This window comes from Terriglobales bacterium (genome assembly GCA_035624455.1).
Taxonomy (GTDB): domain Bacteria; phylum Acidobacteriota; class Terriglobia; order Terriglobales; family Acidobacteriaceae; genus DASPRM01.
The window spans coordinates 56,690-77,240 of sequence record DASPRM010000068.1; the positions used below are offsets into that span (position 1 = coordinate 56,690).

General features: G+C 57.8%; 17 protein-coding genes. 6 read left to right on the forward strand and 11 right to left on the reverse strand.

Features of this window, described 5'->3' with window-relative positions; translation table 11 throughout:
* Positions 1-8: 8 nt before the first annotated feature.
* Genes VEG30_07325 through VEG30_07340 form a run of 4 tightly spaced genes read right to left on the reverse strand, consistent with a single transcriptional unit; the run spans position 9 to position 3,801 of the window.
* Entirely contained in the window at positions 9-1,022 is a 1,014-nt protein-coding gene (locus VEG30_07325) for an ABC transporter permease (protein ID HXZ79723.1), read from the reverse strand.
* Positions 1,012-2,040, reverse strand: a complete 1,029-nt coding sequence (locus VEG30_07330; GenBank protein ID HXZ79724.1) for an ABC transporter permease — start codon at positions 2,038-2,040, stop codon at positions 1,012-1,014. The genes VEG30_07325 and VEG30_07330 overlap by 11 nt, the downstream gene beginning before the upstream one ends.
* Positions 1,986-2,831, reverse strand: coding sequence for a dipeptide/oligopeptide/nickel ABC transporter ATP-binding protein (locus tag VEG30_07335; protein ID HXZ79725.1), 846 nt, complete (start codon positions 2,829-2,831; stop codon positions 1,986-1,988). Before VEG30_07335 ends, VEG30_07330 begins: the two co-directional genes overlap by 55 nt.
* Positions 2,821-3,801 carry an ABC transporter ATP-binding protein gene (locus VEG30_07340; protein HXZ79726.1) on the reverse strand — a complete coding sequence of 327 codons (981 nt, stop codon included), beginning with the start codon at positions 3,799-3,801 and terminating at the stop codon, positions 2,821-2,823. Before VEG30_07340 ends, VEG30_07335 begins: the two co-directional genes overlap by 11 nt.
* Positions 3,802-4,182: 381 nt before the next feature.
* On the opposite strand from VEG30_07340, the gene VEG30_07345 reads away from it, so the two are divergent.
* The 3 genes from VEG30_07345 (at position 4,183) to VEG30_07355 (ending at position 9,148) form a co-directional block, all read left to right on the forward strand.
* Positions 4,183-6,507: a malate synthase gene (locus tag VEG30_07345; GenBank protein ID HXZ79727.1), complete on the forward strand. Its 2,325-nt coding sequence runs from the start codon at positions 4,183-4,185 to the stop codon at positions 6,505-6,507.
* A gap of 141 nt (positions 6,508-6,648) precedes the next feature.
* Positions 6,649-8,373, forward strand: a complete 1,725-nt coding sequence (locus VEG30_07350; protein ID HXZ79728.1) for a glutamine--tRNA ligase/YqeY domain fusion protein — start codon at positions 6,649-6,651, stop codon at positions 8,371-8,373.
* 4 nt (positions 8,374-8,377) lie between these two features.
* A complete protein-coding gene (locus VEG30_07355; protein ID HXZ79729.1) occupies positions 8,378-9,148 on the forward strand; it encodes an SDR family oxidoreductase in 771 nt (256 codons plus the stop codon).
* Between the two features lie 98 nt (positions 9,149-9,246).
* Here the strand turns inward: VEG30_07355 and VEG30_07360 are convergent, their stop codons facing one another.
* The 6 genes from VEG30_07360 to VEG30_07385 all read right to left on the reverse strand — a co-directional run bounded on the left by VEG30_07360 (position 9,247) and on the right by VEG30_07385 (position 18,287).
* Positions 9,247-9,648, reverse strand: coding sequence for a hypothetical protein (locus tag VEG30_07360; protein HXZ79730.1), 402 nt, complete (start codon positions 9,646-9,648; stop codon positions 9,247-9,249).
* 243 nt (positions 9,649-9,891) lie between these two features.
* Positions 9,892-11,388, reverse strand: a complete 1,497-nt coding sequence (locus VEG30_07365; GenBank protein ID HXZ79731.1) for a sugar MFS transporter — start codon at positions 11,386-11,388, stop codon at positions 9,892-9,894.
* A 148-nt stretch (positions 11,389-11,536) separates the two neighbouring features.
* On the reverse strand, positions 11,537-13,510 hold the full coding sequence (locus VEG30_07370; protein HXZ79732.1) for a S9 family peptidase: 1,974 nt from the start codon (positions 13,508-13,510) through the stop codon (positions 11,537-11,539).
* A gap of 278 nt (positions 13,511-13,788) precedes the next feature.
* A complete protein-coding gene (locus VEG30_07375; protein HXZ79733.1) occupies positions 13,789-15,285 on the reverse strand; it encodes a trypsin-like peptidase domain-containing protein in 1,497 nt (498 codons plus the stop codon).
* 361 nt (positions 15,286-15,646) lie between these two features.
* Positions 15,647-16,348, reverse strand: coding sequence for a response regulator transcription factor (locus VEG30_07380; protein HXZ79734.1), 702 nt, complete (start codon positions 16,346-16,348; stop codon positions 15,647-15,649).
* 7 nt (positions 16,349-16,355) lie between these two features.
* The gene (locus VEG30_07385; protein HXZ79735.1) at positions 16,356-18,287 is read right to left on the reverse strand and encodes a HAMP domain-containing sensor histidine kinase; all 1,932 of its coding nucleotides are present in this window, start codon (positions 18,285-18,287) and stop codon (positions 16,356-16,358) included.
* Between the two features lie 163 nt (positions 18,288-18,450).
* Here VEG30_07385 and VEG30_07390 point away from each other — a divergent pair, with 163 nt between their 5' ends.
* Entirely contained in the window at positions 18,451-18,606 is a 156-nt protein-coding gene (locus VEG30_07390; protein ID HXZ79736.1) for a hypothetical protein, read from the forward strand.
* Between the two features lie 264 nt (positions 18,607-18,870).
* On the opposite strand, the gene VEG30_07395 is transcribed toward VEG30_07390, so the two are convergent.
* Entirely contained in the window at positions 18,871-19,116 is a 246-nt protein-coding gene (locus VEG30_07395; GenBank protein ID HXZ79737.1) for a hypothetical protein, read from the reverse strand.
* Positions 19,117-19,357: 241 nt separating this feature from the next.
* Between VEG30_07395 and VEG30_07400 the strand changes: the two genes are divergently transcribed.
* Both VEG30_07400 and VEG30_07405 read left to right on the forward strand, forming a co-directional pair.
* Positions 19,358-19,837, forward strand: a complete 480-nt coding sequence (locus VEG30_07400) for a Spy/CpxP family protein refolding chaperone (protein ID HXZ79738.1) — start codon at positions 19,358-19,360, stop codon at positions 19,835-19,837.
* Positions 19,838-19,923: 86 nt separating this feature from the next.
* Positions 19,924-20,343, forward strand: coding sequence for a hypothetical protein (locus VEG30_07405; GenBank protein ID HXZ79739.1), 420 nt, complete (start codon positions 19,924-19,926; stop codon positions 20,341-20,343).
* Positions 20,344-20,551: the final 208 nt, after the last annotated feature.

Genomic DNA, 20,551 nt, shown 5'->3' on the forward strand with positions numbered 1-20,551 from the left:
TCAGATTTCTAGGTTGGTTGAAATTCTAGCCGGGAATGCAGGTCATCCGCGAGCAGGCTGTAGATTACGGAAGTAATGACGAGCGCCGCTGCAGGCGCCAGCAGCCATGCGTAGGAAACAAGAACGCTGTATTGCTGCAGCGTGCTGAGCATGTTGCCCCAACTGGCCACCGGTTCATTGACTCCCAGTCCGAAGAATGACAACGTGACTTCTGCCGCAATGTATCGCGGCGCGAGCAGAATAGCCTGGGTCAGCAGGACCCCAGTGACGGCAGGAAAGATGTGTCGCCGCAAGATATAGAAATCCGATCCGCCGAAGCCGCGAGCGGCTAGAACATAGTTTCGTGATCGTGCACTGGTAACAATGCCTCGCACCAGACGGGCGGGACGCGCCCAGCCGATCAGTCCGATCACACACGTGAGGAGGAAGAAGGTTCGGCCGGGGCTCAGGTGCAGGGGCAAAAATGCCCGCACGCCCAGTAGAAAATAGAGCCACGGCAAAGAAAGAAACAGTTCCGTTGCGCCCATCAGCGACTCGTCCGCCCAGCGGCCGTAGTATCCGGCCAGCATACCGAGAATGGTCCCTGCCAGCAGCGCGATGAGGGTAGCGGTGAGGCCGGCCGCCACCGAGATTTGTCCCCCGTAGAGGACGCGAGAAAATTCGTCACGCCCAAAACCATCAGTGCCGAGAAGCGCGATCCTTCCTGGCTCCTCCACCCCAAACAGGTGCCAATCACTGGCGAAGAGGCCAAGCAATTTGTAACTGGAGGCCTTTGCGAAGATGTGAACCGGGAAAGAGCGGCTGGTGTCCTCCTCATATCCATCGGGGCCCGTTTTGTAGGCATAGACAAAGGGCCGCCAGTGCAAACCGGAGGAATCGCGAAAATGCAGTCGTGTGGGAGGCGCGTAGGGAAGCTCCCGATCCTGAGCAGCCGGATCATCAGGCGCTACGAAGCCCGCGAACAGCAGCGGCAGATGGATCGCCGCGAGCAGGGCGATCAGGAGCCTGGTCTTAAAGCGCATCAGGGGCTCCACTCCTGATCCGTGGATCAAGGGCGACCAGCAGCACATCGGCAATCAGGTTTCCGCCCGTTATGAAGAGCGTCGAAATCATGATTCCGCCAATCACTAGATAAAAGTCGTGGGAGAGCGTGGCTTCCAGAATCAGTGGACCCAAACCTGGCCAACCGCAGATCACTTCAACTATCAGCGAGCCGCTGACCAAGCCTGCCAGGGAGAATCCGAAGAGCGAGATTGCTGGATTTGCGGCAGCCGGCAGAAGGTGGCGGAAAAGCATACGGGCTGGGGCGATTCCGAATCCGCGAGTTGCTTGCACAAACGGCGCCGCAAGGACCTCCAGGACGCTGGCGCGGATGTGCCGCACAATAATCGCACTATCCAGCAACGCGAGAACGATCATGGGCAGCAGCATATGTCGGGCGAGGTCCAAGGCGCGGCTCCAGAAGGGAAGTCCCTCGAACTCGACGGACTTCATTCCGCCAATGGGGAACAGTCGCCAGCGCACGACGATCGCCAGCAGAGCAACGGCAAGCACAACTTCTGGAATGGCAATCAGCAGCGAACTGATTACGGTGCTGGCGCTGTCCAGCATGTGGCCGCGGCGCGCGGCCGCCCAAACGCCCACGGGAACCGAGATCATCCAAGCCAGAAGCATGGCGCTGCTGGTGAGCAGCAGGGTGTTGGCGGCGCGGCTCCGAAGCAGCGGCCCCACCTCGAGGTTGTAGGCGACGGAGTATCCGAAATCCGCATGCGCTGCGGACTTCAGCCAACGTCCGTAGCGCACGATCAATGGCTGATCCAGCCCATAGCGGGAGCGCAGCAAGGCTATAGTCTCAGGAGAAATCTGAGGATTAAGCCGCATCTCATCAAAAAAGCTGCCGGGAGCCATTTCCGTGAATAGAAAACACAGCGCCGAAACCGCGATAAGCAGCACGATCGCGCGGGCCAATCTGCGTGCCAGGTAGTTCATACGCAGGCCACCGTTGATGACGTAAGGTTCAACTCCGCCGTTTTGGCGCACGCTAACAGTCTCTTTGTTTCCTCGTGTGTGGGGCTAGCCAGGATCTGCCGCGTCTGGCCCTGCTCCACAATCTGGCCCGCGGCCATAACTGCAACTGCATCTGCCATCTGCGCGACCAGCGCGAGATCGTGCGAGATCAATAAGAAAGTCAGCGAGTAAGTCGCCTGGAGGTGGAGCAGCAAGTTGGCAATCTGCGCCTGCGTGGACAAATCGAGCCCGGAAAGGGCCTCATCCAGAACCAGCAGCTTCGGCCGAACGGCGAGTGCACGCGCAATGGCGAGTCTCTGCCGCTGTCCCCCGCTGAACTCCATCACCGGGTGGTTCAGCCACTCCGAAGGAAGCGCAACATCCCGCATCAGAGCCTGCAGGATCTCCAGGCGTACCGGCCGGCTACATCCTTGGATCAACAAGGGCTCCGCAATGACCTCAGCCGCCGAGAACCGCGGGTTCATGGCGGTTGCCGCATCCTGGAAGATCATCTGAATTCTGGGGCGGAATGGCAGCAATTCACGTGAACTCAGCCGTGCGATGTCGGTTCCTTCGAACCAGATTTGTCCCGAGTCCGGCCGCTCCAGACGCGTCACACAGCGAGCCACGGTTGACTTTCCGGAACCGGAGGCCCCAACCAACGCCAGCGTACGCGCCGGAAGAAGTTCAACATCCACCCCGCGCACCGCTTCGACTGGTGCGTATCTCGGCAAGAGCCCGCCGCGGACATACCGTTTCGCTAACCCCTGCACACGCAGTAGCGGGTTGTCGCCGAACTCGCGGCCTGAGAAATCACTCTGCATATTTGAAACAGCTCACAGATCTCGCATTTTCGGGCGCGACTTCAGGCGGGAACTGGCAGGCACAGATTTCCATCCGCTCGGAGCAGCGCGGCTCAAAACGGCAGCCAGCGACAACAACGGCCGGATCGGGAGAGTCGCCTTCAATGACTGAAAAGCGAGCCCTCGCCGCCGCGTTTAGACTCATGGACCTAGCAATTGCCACCAGGCCCTGAGTGTAAGGGTGCAGTGGTCGTGCAAGAGTCTCTGCGCAGTCGCCGGATTCCACGATGCGCCCCGCATACATCACGGCCACGCGGTCGGCATATCCCGCCAGCAGTGCGGGATCGTGACTGATGAGGAGAATCGCGGTGCGATATTGGCGGCGGATTTCGGACAGAAGCTTCCCTATATCTGCCCGCACAGCGGGATCCAGCTTGCTGGTAGGTTCGTCGGCAATAATCAGTGCTGGCCTGCATGCCACCGCTTGCGCAATCACCACCCGCTGACGTTGTCCTCCGCTGAGCTGATGGGGATAGGCGCGCTGAATTTCCTCCGGAGAATCAAAACCAACCTGCGCAAGCAGCTCTCTAACACGCTGGCAGCGCTCTGCTGTTCCACATGGCGCATGCGATCGCAATACCTCAGCGATCTGGCTTCCCACGGTCATTACTGGATTCAAAGAGAGTGCGGGATCTTGCGGTACGAGCGAAAGCTCACGGCCACGTATGCGGCGTAAATCCGCTTCGGGAAGTTCCAGCAGATTGCGACCACGAAATCGAATTTCTCCGCCATCGCAGCGCGCATTCGGAGGCAACAGTCTGAGCAAGGCGCATGCGAGCGTGCTTTTGCCGGATCCGGATTCGCCAAGGATTCCCAGAACCTCGCCATCACCGATCTCGAGACCAATACCGTCGAGAGCGCGAACTGCATGTCCGCCGGCTGAAGAATATGTGACCTTCAGTCCCTGAATAATGAGCAGCGTTTCTCCCACCGGACGGTCTCCACCCCTTGGCAAGTCTTACGCAATCATCCATCTGGAACAAAGGGACGAAGGTGCTTGGACTGCTGATTTGCGGGAAGAACAGCCCGGCCCGGAGCGAGAGAGCAAGGGAATTGGAGTGCGGCGTGACGAACTGATCGGCGAGTACGCCCCCCGATCTTCCCAAAATGTGTGCAGCTGAAATCTTGCAGCGGAGCGAACGTTGCTTTATCAACGACTTAGCGATATCTTGCGTAAGCTAGCCGTTTGGTGCGCTAAGTGTCTCTCATTGGCGGTGTTCGTTGTGTCGAAACCGAGCCGCCGGATCGCGCGCCAACCGCCGCCATCAGGTTCTCTATTTCTGCATCGCGTTCCAGCCGGAGAGTAAAAGTCATGCCGATCAAAGAAGCTGCCAGCATCCGCGAGGACATCGTGAATAGGTTCCCGGAGCTGTTCGGGAGCAAAAAGGTGAATGGCCGGGAAATCAACCTCGAACAGGCAATCGATACACTTAGCGAAGAGTTGCGGCCCGCAATTGCCGACGCACTCAGCGCGCGGCGGAAGCTGCTGCAGTCTTCGGAAGCGGTTCAGCAACGCTATGCGTGGCCACAGTGGGAGGAAAAATTTGAAGATCCCGTGAGCGGGAAATCCTGGTCTTATCGTCAGATCGTTCAGGGCATGATCGACAATTTTGTCGGCCGCGAAAGCGAATGGCGCTGGCGGCTCAACGATCAGGTGCCCATCCCGAAAGATGTTCACCCGCTCGACAATCCCGGCCTGGAGCTGACCGGGCCGTGGCATCCGCTGGACATGGCGTTCAATGCCCTGAACAGTTCGGCGCCCATGAACATGCCGGATTTTGAGGACGCTTCGCCGCCGCACTTCCAGCCCGACGGCACCTCCAGTAACGAGCCAGTGGGAGTCTTCGCGGCGATGCAAAACGCCAAAGAAATTTTCGAGGGCCGCTGGACCGGCCGCGCCTACGAAGTGCTGAAGAAGGGCAAGACGCGCAAATATCTAATCAACAATCCGACCTCGAAGTGGCCTACGCGGCTCGTCCGGCCACCCAGTATCCACGTGCTCTACGATCATGTGATAGTAGGTGGAAGGCCTGCGCCGGGGCTGATTCCTGTGGTCCTGCTGTGGGTCCTGAACAACTACGACGCGCTCAAGAAGCTCGGCACCGGCGTGTATTTTTACATTCCGAAAATTCAGACGCCGCAGGAAGCGCTCATATTCGAAAAGCTGCTGGCGCGCGTGGAGGACATGATCGGTGTGTCGGCCGGCACTTTCAAGATCAAGATGCTGTATGAGGAGGGCAATGCCGGCCGCTTCCTTCCCGCCATCGCGTGGGTGCTGCGCCGCCGATTGCTGGGAACGAACGTCGGACGCTGGGACTATCTGGGCAGCCTGATCGAGATCTGGAAAGACGATCCTAAGGGTATCTTCCCCGATCCGCAGACAGTTGGCATGGCCACTCCGAACATGATTGCCTATCAGCGCTACAACGCGCTGGTGATGCTCATGGCGGGCATGAAGAATGGCGAGCTGCGCAATTCGGCGCCCATTGGCGGCATGGCTGCGGTGATGATCTATCAACCCAGTGATCCCTATGGCCGTTCGCGCTACAACCCTCTGGCGCTTCGTGCCATGGCGATCGACAAGCTGCGCGAGCGCATACTGGGGCTCATGTTTGTGCCCGAAGGGCCGCTACCCCAGCCGCCCAGCCTGGAAGAGATTCTCGCAGGCCGGGTGAAAGGCAAGCTGTACGACGCGTATCGTCAGAGCTGGGTCGCCAGTCCGGAACCGGCTTACGTGGAGGCGGGGAATGCGCCGCTGCGCATTGCGATTGAAAAACTGCAGTCGGTTGTCGAGGCCCCGCAGGAGATAGTGGAGGTAAATGGCAAGCCGCTGCCCACTGTCGCCAGCGGCCTGACTGACTCCGAGCGCAGCTTGTTCCAGGCGCGCGGGCTGCTGAACGCCCAGGGCAAGATCACACCATCAGTCATCGCCAAAGAAATGCTGGACACGCCGGAGAAAATCTTGAGCCAGGAACGCTGGGATGGGGTATACGGTGTGCCCAAAGGCGAGGTCACGATCGAGCACATTCAGCACTCGTTCTACATGGCGGCGAACTACGGCTACCAGATCCTGAACGGCAACTTTGCCGCCGCCATCGACGATTACGAGCTCAAGCTGCGCTTCATGAACGACCTGGCCACCTATCGGATTTATGTTTCGTGGCTGTGGAGCCTTGCCCATCACCAGGCAGTCATTACCAAAGACGGCTACATCAAGGCGCCCGAGCTTACTGAGGATGGCGTGGTTCCGGCAGTAGACTCGTACCCGGTGAAGGCCGGCACCCGCTTCACCCCTGACCTGTTCAACAGAGTATGGGATCTCCACAACCAGTGGACGAACGCGTTCTTCGCCGAACAGGACCGCCACAGCGATCCCGGTCGGTTTGATCGCAGCAAGGCGCCGGTAATCATGGAGCTGTTGAAGCGGCAATTGCTTTCGCCGCGCTACATCCAGCACAGCGCGCGCGTATTGTTCGTGGTCGGCCAGGCCAACGATCGCCTGCGTGCGCAGCTTCTGGATGCTTTATTTGATCTCTCACGCGAGGAAGTCGTGAAGCGAGTCAATGCGGGCAAGATGGACAGGGCTGCTCTGGCCGCGCACGACTACGCTTACGATATTTTCCCGGGCAGTGCGTAGGAATAGCGCTCGATCGAAGCAGGCTGCACTTAAGAAAGTCGAAGTCGGCGGGGAGCCCCAAGGCCCGGACAAGACAAGCTTGTCTAACCTGCAACCATCCTCATCTCAGGTAAACTGGATTGAGAAGCTTTTAACAAAACCATGAGCACAATCAATCCTGAGACCGCTGCAGCCAGTGCCCCGGCTGAGTCTCGCCCGTCTAACTTTCTGCGCGACAAAATTATCGAGGACCTTAAGGCCGGCAAGTACAAGAGCGTGCAGACTCGATTTCCTCCGGAGCCGAATGGCTATCTGCACATTGGTCATGCCAAAGCCATCTGCATCGACTTCGGCTTAGCCGACGAATTCGGCGGCCGCACTAACCTGCGCTTTGACGACACCAATCCCGAGAAAGAAGAGACCGAGTACGTCGAGTCCATTATGGAGGACGTCAGGTGGCTCGGCTTCGAGTGGGAGGGCCTGTATTACGCCTCCGATTATTTCGATCAACTCTACGAGTGGGCGGTTCAGTTGATCAAGGCCGGGAAGGCGTACGTGGACGACCTAGCGGCCGACGAAGTGCGCGAATACCGCGGCACTCTAACCCAGCGGGGAAAAGAATCGCCGTATCGCAACCGTACGATCGAAGAGAACCTCGAGCTATTCGAGCGCATGCGCAACGGCGAGTTTCCAGACGGCTCGCGAACACTGCGGGCCAAAATCGATATGGCGTCGCCGAACCTGAACCTGCGCGATCCCGTGCTCTACCGGATCCTGCACTCCGAGCATCATCGCACGGGCAATGAATGGTGCATTTATCCGATGTACGACTACGCGCACGGGCAGTCAGATTCCATCGAGCGCGTCACCCATTCCATGTGCACGCTGGAATTTGCTGATCACCGTCCGCTGTATGAATGGTTCATCCGCGAGTTGGGGATCTTTCCGTCGCAACAGATCGAGTTCGACCGCCTGAATTTGACTTATACGCTACTGAGCAAGCGTAAGCTGCTGCAGTTGGTCCAGGAAGGCCATGTCAACGGGTGGGATGACCCGCGCATGCCTACGCTCTCCGGTATCCGCCGACGTGGTTATCCGCCGGAAGCAATTCGCAACTTCGTTACCGCTGCGGGCGTCTCGCGCACCAATGGCGTGGTAGATTTCGCCATGCTGGAGCACTTCGTGCGCGAGGACCTCAACCTGCACGCCCCTCGCGTGATGGCGGTGCTGAAGCCGCTGAAGGTCGTCATCGATAACTACCCCGAGGGGCAGGTCGAGCAAATGGATGCCGTAAACAATCCTGAGGATCCCTCGGCCGGCGCGCGCAAAGTGCCGTTCTCGCGGGTGCTGTACATCGAGCAGGATGATTTTCGCGAGGTTCCTCCCAAACACTACTATCGACTTTCCCCGGGAAAGGAGGTTCGCCTGCGTTACGGCTACTTCATTACCGGCACGGGAGTCGTGAAGGATGACCGAACCGGCGAGATCGTCGAGGTTCACTGCACGTATGATCCTGCAACTCGTGGCGGCAATGCTGCGGATGGGCGAAAAGTGAAGGCTACGATTCATTGGGTCTCGGCCGCACACGCGGTGGAAGGAGAAGTGCGCCTGTATGACAAGCTCTTCAGCAAGCCCAATCCGAGCGAAACTGAAGAGGGGCAGGATTTCACCGCCAATCTGAATGCCAACTCGCTGGACGTCGTCCGCAGCTGCAAGATGGAGCCGTCACTTAGCGGGGCTGCGGTTGGCGTCCGATATCAATTCGAGCGCCTGGGATACTTCTGTGTCGATCCCGATTCCCGCGAAGGGAAGCTGGTATTCAACCGCACCGTAGCGCTCAAAGACACCTGGGCTAAGGTCGAACAACGGGGCAGAAGCGCAGGGTAGAAGCTTGCCTGTAGCAGCGGTTACCGGAGCAGCGCAAGGGATAGGACGCTGTACGGCGGAAGCACTCGCGCGTGCTGGGTATTCGCTCGCTCTCAACGATCTGCGACCGCCCGCCGAATCGCTGGCCGCGGTCCGCAGTCTGGGGGCTGAGGCCTTGGAATTCGTCGGCAACATCGCAGACGAAGAAGTCGTAATGCGATTTGCTAACGAGGTGAAAGCACGTTGGAACAAGATCGATGTGCTGGTAAACAATGCGGGCATCAGTTTCATTTCGCCGGCGGAAGAAACCGGCCTTAGCGATTTTCGGCGCGTGCTCGAGGTGAATCTCGTGGCACCGTTTCTCCTTTGCAAAGCGTTTGGAACGATGATGCTGGAGGCCGGCTCAGGCAGCATTATCAACGTGGCATCAATAGCAGGCCTGGCCGGTGTCAGTGACCGCGCGGCGTACAACGCTTCGAAGCATGGCCTGATCGGGCTGACGCGAACGCTTGCCGCGGAGTGGGGAGGGCGAGGAGTACGATGCAATGCGGTTTGTCCCGGCTGGGTGAAGACCGCAATGGATAGTGCTGACCAGGCTCGGGGTACCTACACCGACGCTGATATCACCGGGCGCAACCCTATGGGCCGCTTTGCCATGCCTGAAGACATTGCGCGAGCTATCGTGTTCCTGGCTGATCCGGCACAGAGCAGTTTCGTCAACGGGCATTCACTCGTGGTCGATGGCGGCTGGACTATAGACGGCAGCTGGGAAAGCCTGCGGCTCAGCCATCGCTGAATTTCATTCAGCGTTCGTTAGCTCTGTTGGAAACAAAGAAGCCCAGCTGGTTTGCTGGGCTTCGGGCTTTGGACAATGAACTGACGAAAATGTAAGGTTTAGCGTGAAGCGCCGCTCGTGCACGTCTTGGAGATGTGCTTCACGGAGCTCACATTGAGTGTCTTTTGTGCGGAGCTGCTGGATTGCCCGGACATGCCCGCGCTTCCGCTAGCTCCACTGCTAGTGGTACTCGAGGCTGAAGTGGTAGAACCCTTGACCTCAATCTCGTGCCCCACATGATCGGCGAGTTTGGATGTGTCGCCGGAAAGCTGCCAGCTATTGCCGCTACTGTCGGTAAGCATGTAATTCCCGCTCGACCCGCTCAGGCAGCCCTTAACCGTCTGCTCGCTTCCCGAACTCCCCGAACTTCCGGCAGTCGAAGGAGATTGGCTGGAACCGGTTTGTGCGACTGCCCAGCTCACGCAGAGCAGCAACATCAAGAGGAACATCATTTTCTTCATCCGTGAACCTCCACCTAGAATCTGAGGCTAACTGGTGGCGAGTTGGATGCAATCCGGCCCTGACCGTTGTCTCGTGGCCTTCTGTCACACCCAAGTGAAGGAGACTTGCTCTGCGGGAGCGTCAGCGCGCTACAGCATTCACTGTATCGCGCAAATCAGCCGCGATGAACAGCACTTGTCTCGCATCCGGGGCGGGGTAAAGGGGGCCCGAAAGGACGGCAACGCGCTTCGACGATTCGCGCGTCAGGCCAACTCCGTCGGCTTGGAGCCCTTCAAGGCGTAATAAACGATGTAGCAATAGCAAATCGCGGGCAGGAAAAAGGCATGGTGAATTCCGATACGATCGGCGACGGCGCCTTGAGCTACGGGGATAAGAGCGCCTCCGACAATCGCCATGATGAGTAAACCGGAGCCGTCTCCGGTGAGCGGGCCCAACTCTGCGATTCCCAGCGTGAAGATGCTGGGGAACATGATCGAGTTGAACAATCCGACGAGAATAATGCTCCACATCGCTACCGGACCTGTCGTACTCATGGAAGTGATCACTAATACGGTGGTGCAGGTGGCGCACAGCCCCAGAAGGTGTCCGGTCTTCATAGCAACGCGCCCGCCCTTTACGAGTGAGGCCAGCAGCAGAACCACAAAGATAGCTGTGCACAGCGCCACGAGGGGGCGTCCCTGAACCAGCCAGCGGAAGGCGTGCTCGAAAAAGGGAATACCTTGAAATGCGCTTTCCATGTACGAGAGGCCGAGCAGCGCCCCCGATATCACCGCGCAGATTGCCATGTGAATAGTTCTCACGCCGTGAAGGAGGGCTGAGCCGATAAACCGCCCAATCATCGCTCCGCCCCAGTAGTAAGAAACGTACCGCGCTGCTTCTAATTGGCTGATATTCCCGATGTAGCTTTGACTGAGATAGTTGATCAGGAAGCTGCCAATGGAGACCTCCGCGCCTACGTAAACAAAAATGGCCACCGCTCCCAGGACCAGGTGGCGGTACTTCCACACACTATGCTTCTCTCCTTTTTTCTCGCCGTGGCGCTCGGCTTGCGGCATCGGCGGCAGCTTGAACAGCCCGATGACGACAGCCAATGCCATCAGCGCCAATCCAATCGCCAGGTAGGGCATCTTGACAGATGAAGCCACTTCGATTTGGTAAGCCCGCCGCGCACTCTCGGACATCTGGCGCACCGCTTCCATGCTCTTGGGCGCGGCGTTCAGGATGAGAGCCCCGCCCAGCGCTGGCCCGATGGTCGTGCCCAGGGAGTTGAAAGCTTGTGACAGGTTCAGGCGCGCCGAGGCTGTTTCCGGGGGCCCCAGCACTGCCACGTACGGGTTCGCCGCCACCTGCAGCAAAGTGATGCCCGCGGCCAGAACCATGAACGCCGCCAGAAACAACGGATAAGAAGGCACGCTGGCCGCCGGGATAAACAAGAATGCGCCGATTCCAAGGACCACGATGCCCACCACCATCGACCACTTGTAGCCAATCCAATCGATCATCCGGCTGGAAGGAATGGAAAAGATGAAATACGCCGAAAAGAAGGAAAACTGGATCAGCATCGACTGAAAGTAGTTGAGATCGAAAATCGACTTCAGGTGGGGGACGAGCACGTCATTCAGGACGGTGACAAAGCCCCACATGAAAAACAGGCTGGTCACCACGATTAGTGCCAGGTTGTACTTGGCGGGCCCCTTCTCTACGGTTGGCGCTGCGGTTCCGACATTGGCAATTGGCATTTGGCGTAGTGCCCCAGTCTCTGCTGAAGTTGCAGCTTGCGCCTGCTGGCCCGGCATCATATCACCCGCCGCCAAAGCCTAGGAAATGAGCATTGTTTGTCCTCGAATCCGGAAAATCACTGGGGTTGGCGCCCGCGATCAGCAGACTCTAGTCTCCTGTCTTCTCCTGGTTCTTCCCCAGCAGATATTTCTCAATAAATAGGATCGTGGCGTAGAACTGGAAATCGGCGTTTTTCTTCTTGGCAAAGCCATGACCTTCATCTTTACCCACCAGATACCATACTGGGGTGCCCTGCTGCTCGAGCGCTGCGACCATCTGGTCGGCTTCGCTCTTGGGGACACGTGGGTCGTTGGCGCCGGCCACCACGAACATGGGCCGGGTCACGTTTTTGACGTGATTCATGGGGGCTATGCTCTCGAGATAGGTGCGCATTTGGGGATTGCGCTCATCCCCATATTCCACCCGCCGCAGATCACGGCGGTAAGACTCCGTATGCTCGAGGAAAGTCACCAGATTTGACATGCCCACCACGTCGATAGAACAGCAGATCATGTCGTTGTAGCGGGTAGCCGTGGCAAGAGTCATGTGTCCGCCATAGCTGCCTCCGGTGACGAGAATCTTGTCTCCATCCAGGTTGGGTTGTTGCTTGATCCAGTTGAGCAGGCTCTCAATGTCCTTGTAGGAATCCTCCCGTTTGAAGCCGTTGTCCATGGCGACAAAAGTCTTGCCGTAGCCGCTTGATCCGCGGACGTTGGGGAACAAAATGGCGATCCCCATCTCATTAATGAAATAGTTATTTCGGCCTAGATACCCGGGACGCGCCTGGCTTTCCGGCCCACCGTGAATGTTGACGATTACAGGCCGCTTACCGGGAAATTTGTCGGCTGCCGGCGTATAGAGCCAGCCGGAAATTTCGCGGTCATCGAAGGATTTCCATTTCACCAGCTTGGGTTCTACGAAAGCCTCTGCATTGAGACCTCCGGTTTCGCTTCTTGTCCAGCGCTCGAGCTTGCCGCTAAGGATGTCGATGGAATAGACATCCAGCGGCGAACGAGCCGAGTTCAGGGCAAAGCCTAGTTCGCGATTGTTTTCGTGCCAACTGACTGCACTGATGGTCCCGGTCGGTGTTTTGGGCAGCGGCCGCTCCTGGTTGCTGGAGAGATCCAGAACATGCAGTGTGCTCAATCCGTTCTCGTTGACCGCGAAGGCAATCAGCTTGCGATTCCAGGAGAGACTGGCGCCCTCGATGTCCCATGAATACTGTGTCAGGTACTTGGGCTGCTTGGTGGCCAGATCGATCAATGCGATGCGCGGGAATTCATTGTCACGATCACTGGTCAGATAAATTCCTTTGCCGTCTGCGCTGAAACCAATGGGCGCATAAGCAACCTTTTCGCCACCCTTGGGTGTGATCAGAGTTTTGTTGCCGCTGGCGACATCCACAAGCCAGAGATAGCTTTCGTTGATGGAGATTTCTTCGACTGCCAACAGGGTCCGCTCATCGGGCGACCAATCGGCGACTTGCCAGCCTCCTCCCTGGTTCTGTGCCATGAGCCTGTCCGTCGACTTGTCACTGGGGTCCATTACGTAAAAGTCCAGGTCTGTTCCATTGCGGCGGGTCGAAGAGTAGGCGATGCGATCGCCTTTGTTCGACCAGACGATGCCGAGGTTGCGCGATTTGCCATCGGTGAGCAGAGTGATGTTGCCCGAGTCAACGTCATCCCGGTAGATCTGGAACCACTCGCCACCGCCCACGTCTTTCAGGAACACAAAGTAATTGCCCAGGTGAGGGCGGTAGGAGGCGTCGCTAATCCGGTCCGGAAAAAACGTAAGCTGGGTGCGGGCTCCGCCCGGCGTATTAACCCGGTGGAGCTGCACGGTGTCGGCGAAGCGTGTGCCAATCAGGATTTCGCGCCTTTGTGGGTGCCAGCCAAAAAGGGTGGCGGTGCGGAACTCGGTGTAGCGATTCGCGCGCTCGGCGAGCGCGGATGGCACTGCAGGAATATTCTGAATAATCAGGTTCTCGTTCGGCGCGATCGCCGGCGCCATGCCCGCCTGTTGCGCCGAAGCAACGCAGGCAAACAGCACTAATCCTAGAAAACATGACAGAAATCTTTTCAATGCGCCCTCCAGAAGGGAAAAGAGGGAAAAAGGTAGCCTGTAAGCGGGAAATGCCGCAAGCCTGTTCTGCGAAATTTTCAGGGGAAAAAATACACGAGGGATACGGGGGTATGAATAAGGATTGCGTACCCGCTCCCTCGTTTATGAAACCTACTCTTCTTCAGGGCCCGTCCAACCGAACCGGGGCAATCAACTCTCAGCCGGTAAACCTATCCGTGTTGCTCTCAACTAATAGACGCATCTCACACAGAAAATGTTTCATGACTTTTGTTCGGGTTTTATTCCATTTCGCAGGCGACATAACTTAGCTTGCCCCGGTGCTCGATCTGCAGGACCAGCGGATCCCCCGGTTTCACTTTTTCCAGCGCGCTGCGAAGCTCGGCGACGCTCGCCACCCCCGTCTGATTCACGGCATGAATAATGTCTCCCGCCACCAGCCCGGTATCCACTTCCAGGGGATCGCGAACACGCGCAGCTACTACCACGCCTGTCTTCGCACGAGGATCGTCTAGCAGGTTGGCGACCGCAGGATCCAAATTTGAGCCGATAATGCCCAGCTTGGAAATCAGATTCTTTCCCGGATCGGCCACATCTGCCAAACGGTCTGCATCGTCGTGCACTTGCTTGACTGGAATGTTCAGATCGATCTTCTGACTGCCCCGCAACACTTCGAGGCGGAGATTGTCGCCCGGCGCGTGCATGTAGAGCGCAGATTGGAACGTGGGCAGGCCGCCTACTGGAGCGCCATCGAGTTTGAGAATGATGTCGCGAATCTTCAAACCCGAAGCTTCCGCCGACGAGCCGGGAAACACGTCGGAGACAATCACTCCTTGATCCCGCGGCAGTCCCAGCCCCGCAGCCAGCACGGGTGTGATGGTCTGTGCGATCGCGCCAATCTCCCCATGATGTACGTGTCCGCGCTCGCGAAGTTCGCGGTACACGAAGTTGACAACGCTGGCCGGAACCGCGAATCCCAGACCTTCGCTTCCGCCGCTTTCCGTCAGGATGAAGGTATTGATTCCGACCAGATATCCATCGGCGTCAATGAGTGGCCCTCCACTGTTGCCCCGATTGATAGGGGCATCGGTTTGGATGTACGCCATGGGACTGTCGGGATCAGGCTGGCGCGAGGCTGCGCTCACGATTCCCAGGGTCATCGTGTTTTCCAGGCCCTGCGGGCTGCCCAGCGCCACCACGATTTCTCCCTGATGCACGTTGCGATAGTTGTTCAGGTCCAGCGATGCCAGACCCTTGGCATCCACTTTCAGAAGAGCCAAGTCGGTCTGCTGGTGAACGCCGACCACGGTTGCCGTGGTGGGGCGCAGGACTTGCGTCGTGTCCTGGTTACTCGTACCTGACGGCACATTCGGAAAGATCACACGAATCCGCTCGGCTCCTTCGATCACGTGCGCGTTGGTGATGATGTAGCCATTGGGGTCGACAATCACTCCCGAACCGATGGTGTGCTGGCGCCGGATCAGAGCCGTATCGGCTCGATCATGATCCTCGGCAGGACCATATCCGGTCACCATGACCTGCACCACCGCAGGCGAAATCTTGTCTGCCAGCTGCTGCAGGGACTCGCTGAATTGGTGCAGCAGACCAGCGGAGCGCGCAGCCGCGGGAGTCGTGGGAATATCCGGTACCGCCGCCTCCGCCAGCTGCGAATGGGTCTCAGCCGGTGTCTGCCTGTCCTGTGCGTGGACCGGGAGCACGCCCCCGCATGCAAGCGCACACCATGCCGTCACTTTCAGCCATTGTCTTGCGGAATTCATTGGCTACTCCTTGAATTTGCCATTAAGCGCCTGGAAACCTTGCCACACCTGGAAAGCCGAAAGTGTCAGGCCGAGTACGATGAGCATGACAAGTAATCCCCAAAACATCGCCTCAACTCCTTTAGGGTTACCGGTACGTGAAACATTTGCTTCCCGGCTGGAAGACTATCTCCGGGACGTTGGCATTAACCAGGAAAACCGCGGCAGAGCAAGTTGCATTTGAAAGTGCCGCCTACTATATAGAACGGCGTGACGCCACCTTTGGCGTAAAGACTTGGTAAAGTCAAACACTTCTGCAGCTCTTGCTCAGGACGAGAGCGCCTCTAACGTTGAAGCTCTAAGCTCTGACTTCTAATTTCTTCTAGTAGCCTGGCTCAGAGGGCGCGAACTTATATCCCAGGCCCTGTACCGTCAAGATCAATTGGGGTTGCTTGGGATCATCTTCCAATTTCTGGCGGAGGCTCGCCACGTGGACATCCACGGTGCGCGTAAATGTGTCGACGCTGTAACCCCAAACCTCTTTCAAGATTTCCGCACGCGACAGGGTAGTGCCGCGGTGTTCGAGGAAGTAGCGCAGCAGCTGAAATTCGCGGGCGGAAAGCGCCACGACTTTTCCATCGCGTGTGACTTCTGTTCCTCGCAGATCGACGCGAATCGAGCCGACCTGGTGCACTGCGGCATGAGCCAGAGGGCGGCTGGGAGCACGCCGTAGGAGCGCCTCGATTCGGGCCATCACCTCCAGCATGTCGAAGGGTTTGGTCACGTAGTCATCGGCGCCAATTTTCAGACCTACCACTTTGTCCAACGTCTGACTGCGCGCGGTCAGCATCAGGATGGGCGTGATCAGCCCGGCCTTGCGGATGTCACGGCAAATGTCGAAGCCGTTCTTGCGCGGCAGCATGACATCCAGGATGATCAGATCGAAGGGTGTCCGGGTGGCGCGGTCGTATCCTGCTTCCCCGTCACGGGCGCAATCGACAACGTATCCCTCTCGCTTCAGCCGATCGCTGAGGGTCATGCAGAGAGCTTCTTCGTCTTCAACCAGAAGAATTCTTTCGCGCATTCCGGAATTATGACAGCTTAGGATGGGGTGCGACTCCGAGTTCCGTCCTGGCGTCGGCCAGCACTTCTTTAGGAAGCGGGAGATGAAGGGTGAACGAACTTCCTGCTCCAGGCGAGCTACGAACACTCAGCTGGCCTCCCATGGCCTCAGCGATGCTCTTGGCCAGTGGCAGCCCCAGGCCGGTGCCATGAATCTGGGCTGCGGCGACTGATGGGCTGCGGTAAAAAGGCTCGAAAATGTGCGGCAAATCTGAGGTCGCGATACCCACGCCCTTGTCCTGCACCGTGATCTGAATCTCAGCGGATCTACCGTCATCCTCGCTGGCCCGGGCGCGGATTCCAATCCATCGCTGGTCGCCGCCGTATTTCACCGCGTTGGTAATCAAATTTTGCAGGCATCGGGACAATGCGGGCAAGTCGCCCATCACCGCAGGAAGATTCGCCGGAATATCTTTTTCGACGGTGAATTGTGCGGCATGGATAAGCTCGGCTGTATGGTTGATTGCCAAATCCACGATCTCGGAAACTTGCAGGGGTCGCAAGGTAAACCGTGGCCGCTCCTCGCGCGCAGCTGCGAATAGGAGGATCTGCTCCACCAGATCAGTCAGCTGTCGAGCCTGCTTTTTGATAACCGAACCGTACTGCGTAAGCTGAGGTTTACTCTCTACCACGCCATCGGCCAGATTGTCGGCAGCCGAGCTGATCACAGCGAGGGGGGTACGCAACTCATGAGAAACGGCAGCCACAAAGTCCATCTGCAACTTCGCCAGTCTCTGCGCCCGCAAACTGGTAATGATCACCATGGCCATACTGGCTGCGAGCAGCAATAACACACCAAAGCTGATAGTCAGATTCCTGCGCCGGGTGGCCGCGACGACCGCTTCCAGTGAGCCTTTGCGATGCTTCGCCAGCAATTGCCAATCACGGTCGTTCGCGCTGTAGCGAATTGGTTCCACTCGCACCGGCGCCGGAGGGCCGCGCCAGTCGTGCATCCGGAGTCCTCCCAGGCCGCTGTCGGCATGCAAGCCTGTCGTTGTCTTGGCGGCGCTATCCTGCGGAGGACCGTGCGGCGGACCAAACACGTTGATGAACGCCTCTGTGCTGCGTGGATCCTGGGTACCGAAGCCGCGATCGGAGGTGTAAATCACGCGCGGCTCCGCCGCGCCACCGACCAGAGCTACTTCATATGTCAGACCCTCAGGTCCTCCAAAATATCTTTCCGCCAGCTCGGGCATGACATGTGACTGCAGAACATTGGAATCCAGTTCAATCAAAAACCAGTCCACCGTCGGTTGGGCATGCTCAGCCGAGGAATTCCGTTGAATATTGGCGTGAACCAGAAGCGGGATATTCTGATCGATCCGCCAGGGGAATACCGGACCACTAGCCGAGCGTTGATTGTCGCGCCCGCGTTCGAGAGCGGGGGGAGGTTCGTTGAGCCCGCGCGGACGCTGCTTCAGTCCCAGCCTGGCCAGGGCTGCTACGATCATGTCCAAGGATGTGGCTTGCAGCCGGTCGTGCACAGCCTGAAAATTGGCGGGCCACTCCGCCGCCTCGAACTCCCCTTCGCTCCCGTTCAAGCGCAGCAGGCGGGGAGATTTCCCTGCGCCTGTTTCCCAGATGAACACATTACTTACCAGGTCAGGATGAGCAGCGGTTCTCGCCCACTCCTGGTAGCGCTGGACATACTTCTTGTGATCCTTATCGGCAGGCGCCTCTGGATCGCTCTGAAACACCAGGCAGATGCTCGCGAGCTCGCGATAGAGGTCCTGGCGCACGCCCATCATTGAGGTCTGGAGGCTCGCCTCCATCCGCGTGCTGGTGGCGTCGCTGACCTCGCGGCTCCAGCGATACTGCAGGACGCCAAGAGTAATCAACACTCCTGCCAGGCCCAGCACCACGGCCAGCGATAGCAGTCTTTCCTTAGCGGAGGATTTCATGAGTGCTTACTAGATGATGCGCTCTAAGTTGTTTTGCTGCAATCTTCGCGTCCTGGTTCGAAGCGCAAGACTGCGCACGTGACAATTATTTTGCAATCCCTTTACAGCCAGCAGTAACTCTTTTCCGGATGATCCGTCTAGTATGTAGGACGAAAGGATTCGTATGACCCAAGAATTTGCCCAGTTTCTCGCCATCTTGCTGTCCGATCCTGATGCAACCGCCCGGGCAAAAACTGCCGGAAAGCGCCAGGCCACAAGTCCCTCGGAACGGCCCACGGTGTCGAGCTGCTTCTTCAAAGGTCCGCTTCGCGAAGAATAGGCGCGGCGTGCGCCACCTGGATTCGCCAGCAGACTCCTCGCAAAATTCAGCCGTTGGAGCTGCAAAACCGCCTTGTTCGGGATTTCAAAATTCTGTTCGGCCAAAAATATTCGGCGGGGAGAGTTGGAGGAGAAAGCAGGCTCGTCCCCGCCGATGGGGCGTAGTTTCGAAGTGTCGCTATAACGTGAGTATTGAAGCACGGCCTGACTGCAAGCGGTGTAAAGTCTGCGTAAACTGCTGACGCCTGCCCATATCATTTTTCGATCAAACCGGCAGTTTCTGCGCCAGGCGTGGATCGCGAGCCTGGGGATCCCGGCGCTTCTTGACGGATGCAGCGGTCCAATTGCGGGCGGTCGGCATGCGGCCGTTCTCAGCCTCAGATTTTTCGCGCTCGTAGATAGCGTGTGCTCGCGTGTCGCTCCGAAATTGCAGCCAGAAGGCGATTAGCAGTATCCAACCGCTGAGCACCAACCCTGCAGCCAACAGATGCAGCAAAATGTCGTAATCCATAACTCCTCGGCGCACGAACCAGGGACTGGAAAATCTCGCTTGACGATACCTGTTATCAAATAACATCGGCGCCGGGCGCGGGGTAAAATCTCTGTAAAGCCGCGATTTAAGCTCAGTTTGAACCGGTGTGAGCCGGCAGGGACAAACTGGACGCGATTCCCGCATTTTTTACAAATGATTAACAGCAGGGCGAGAACGTTCACGTCAATACTTGTGTTCCTATTGCCGGAGAGACTCGACAATGAAAAAAACAATCAGTGTTCTGCTGTTTACATGCCTTCTAACCGCATCTCTGCTATTCGCCCAGAATCCAACGCCACCCGATCCCGCAACACGAGTGCAGCATCATGTGAGTTTCCTTACCACCGCTCTGTCGCTGACGCCCGCACAGCAGAGTCAGGCCACCACGATTTTCACTAGTGATGCGAATAACCAGTCGGCCCTGCACGACAGCCTGAAGACCGCGCACCAGAATCTCGATACTGCCATTAAGAACAATGACAGCGCGGGAATCGAGCAGGCTTCCACCACAATTGGCAACCTGACGGCCCAGCTTACTTCGGCTCACGCCAAGGCGCAGGCGGCGTTCTATCAGGTCCTCAATACGGATCAACAGACGAAGCTCAGTCAAATGCACAGCCAGCATCATTTCGGTTTTGGCGGTCCGCCCCACTTTGGCGGAGGCCCGGGCCCGGCCAGCAATCCGCAGGTCCAAAACTAAGCATGGGGACTGCAGGCCGGAATAGCATTCCGGCCGTACCCCTTTTTCGCCTCTAACGCTTCGAAAGATCCGAGGAGATTCCCAAGATGAAGTCATTACGGTTCACAGGCCTGATCGCAGCGCTGACCATCTCGATCGTGGCAGTTGCTCAATATGGCGGAACGGGCCAGGGTGGAGGACGCCATGGATTCGGTGGGCGACAGATGCCCAGCGTCGACGACCAGGTTAAGAACCTTACTCAGGAATTGAGTCTGAGCGACGATCAGCAGACAAAAGTGCGCAGCATTCTTCAGGACCAGCGCACTCAAATGCAACAGACCATGCAGGATACTTCCGCTTCCCGGGAAGACAAGATGGCGAAGATGAAGGACATCCATCAGAGTTCGACCGGAAAGATCCGCGATCTGCTGAACGACGATCAGAAAAAGAAATACGACGACTACCTGCAGAAGCGGCAACAGGAGATGCAGCAGCGGCGCGGCAACATGGGCGGCCCTCAGTCCTGAGAAGCTGTCTCACAATGAACTGAGGGGGTAACGTCCGGTCCCTCAGGGGTAAAGCCCAGGATTTATGAGGCTCTGGACGGCGCGGCTGAAGCCGCCCTTTCAAAACCGATTTATGAGATGGCTTAATAGCTTCCGCGTATGAGATCGCTCTGGCCGAGCAGGCCGGCTTGCCCCACGTGCAATCAAACCCGCATGGCTGGCCTGCTCT

Coding starts and splice junctions, on each gene's coding strand:
- VEG30_07405 (HXZ79739.1), top strand. CDS start 19,924: ATGAAGTCATTACGGTTCACAGGCCTGATCGCAGCGCTGACCATCTCG.
- VEG30_07350 (HXZ79728.1), top strand. CDS start 6,649: ATGAGCACAATCAATCCTGAGACCGCTGCAGCCAGTGCCCCGGCTGAG.
- VEG30_07335 (HXZ79725.1), bottom strand. CDS start 2,831: ATGCAGAGTGATTTCTCAGGCCGCGAGTTCGGCGACAACCCGCTACTG.
- VEG30_07380 (HXZ79734.1), bottom strand. CDS start 16,348: ATGCGCGAAAGAATTCTTCTGGTTGAAGACGAAGAAGCTCTCTGCATG.
- VEG30_07400 (HXZ79738.1), top strand. CDS start 19,358: ATGAAAAAAACAATCAGTGTTCTGCTGTTTACATGCCTTCTAACCGCA.
- VEG30_07385 (HXZ79735.1), bottom strand. CDS start 18,287: ATGAAATCCTCCGCTAAGGAAAGACTGCTATCGCTGGCCGTGGTGCTG.
- VEG30_07390 (HXZ79736.1), top strand. CDS start 18,451: ATGACCCAAGAATTTGCCCAGTTTCTCGCCATCTTGCTGTCCGATCCT.
- VEG30_07395 (HXZ79737.1), bottom strand. CDS start 19,116: ATGGATTACGACATTTTGCTGCATCTGTTGGCTGCAGGGTTGGTGCTC.
- VEG30_07375 (HXZ79733.1), bottom strand. CDS start 15,285: ATGAATTCCGCAAGACAATGGCTGAAAGTGACGGCATGGTGTGCGCTT.
- VEG30_07325 (HXZ79723.1), bottom strand. CDS start 1,022: ATGCGCTTTAAGACCAGGCTCCTGATCGCCCTGCTCGCGGCGATCCAT.
- VEG30_07360 (HXZ79730.1), bottom strand. CDS start 9,648: ATGAAGAAAATGATGTTCCTCTTGATGTTGCTGCTCTGCGTGAGCTGG.
- VEG30_07345 (HXZ79727.1), top strand. CDS start 4,183: ATGCCGATCAAAGAAGCTGCCAGCATCCGCGAGGACATCGTGAATAGG.
- VEG30_07365 (HXZ79731.1), bottom strand. CDS start 11,388: ATGCCAATTGCCAATGTCGGAACCGCAGCGCCAACCGTAGAGAAGGGG.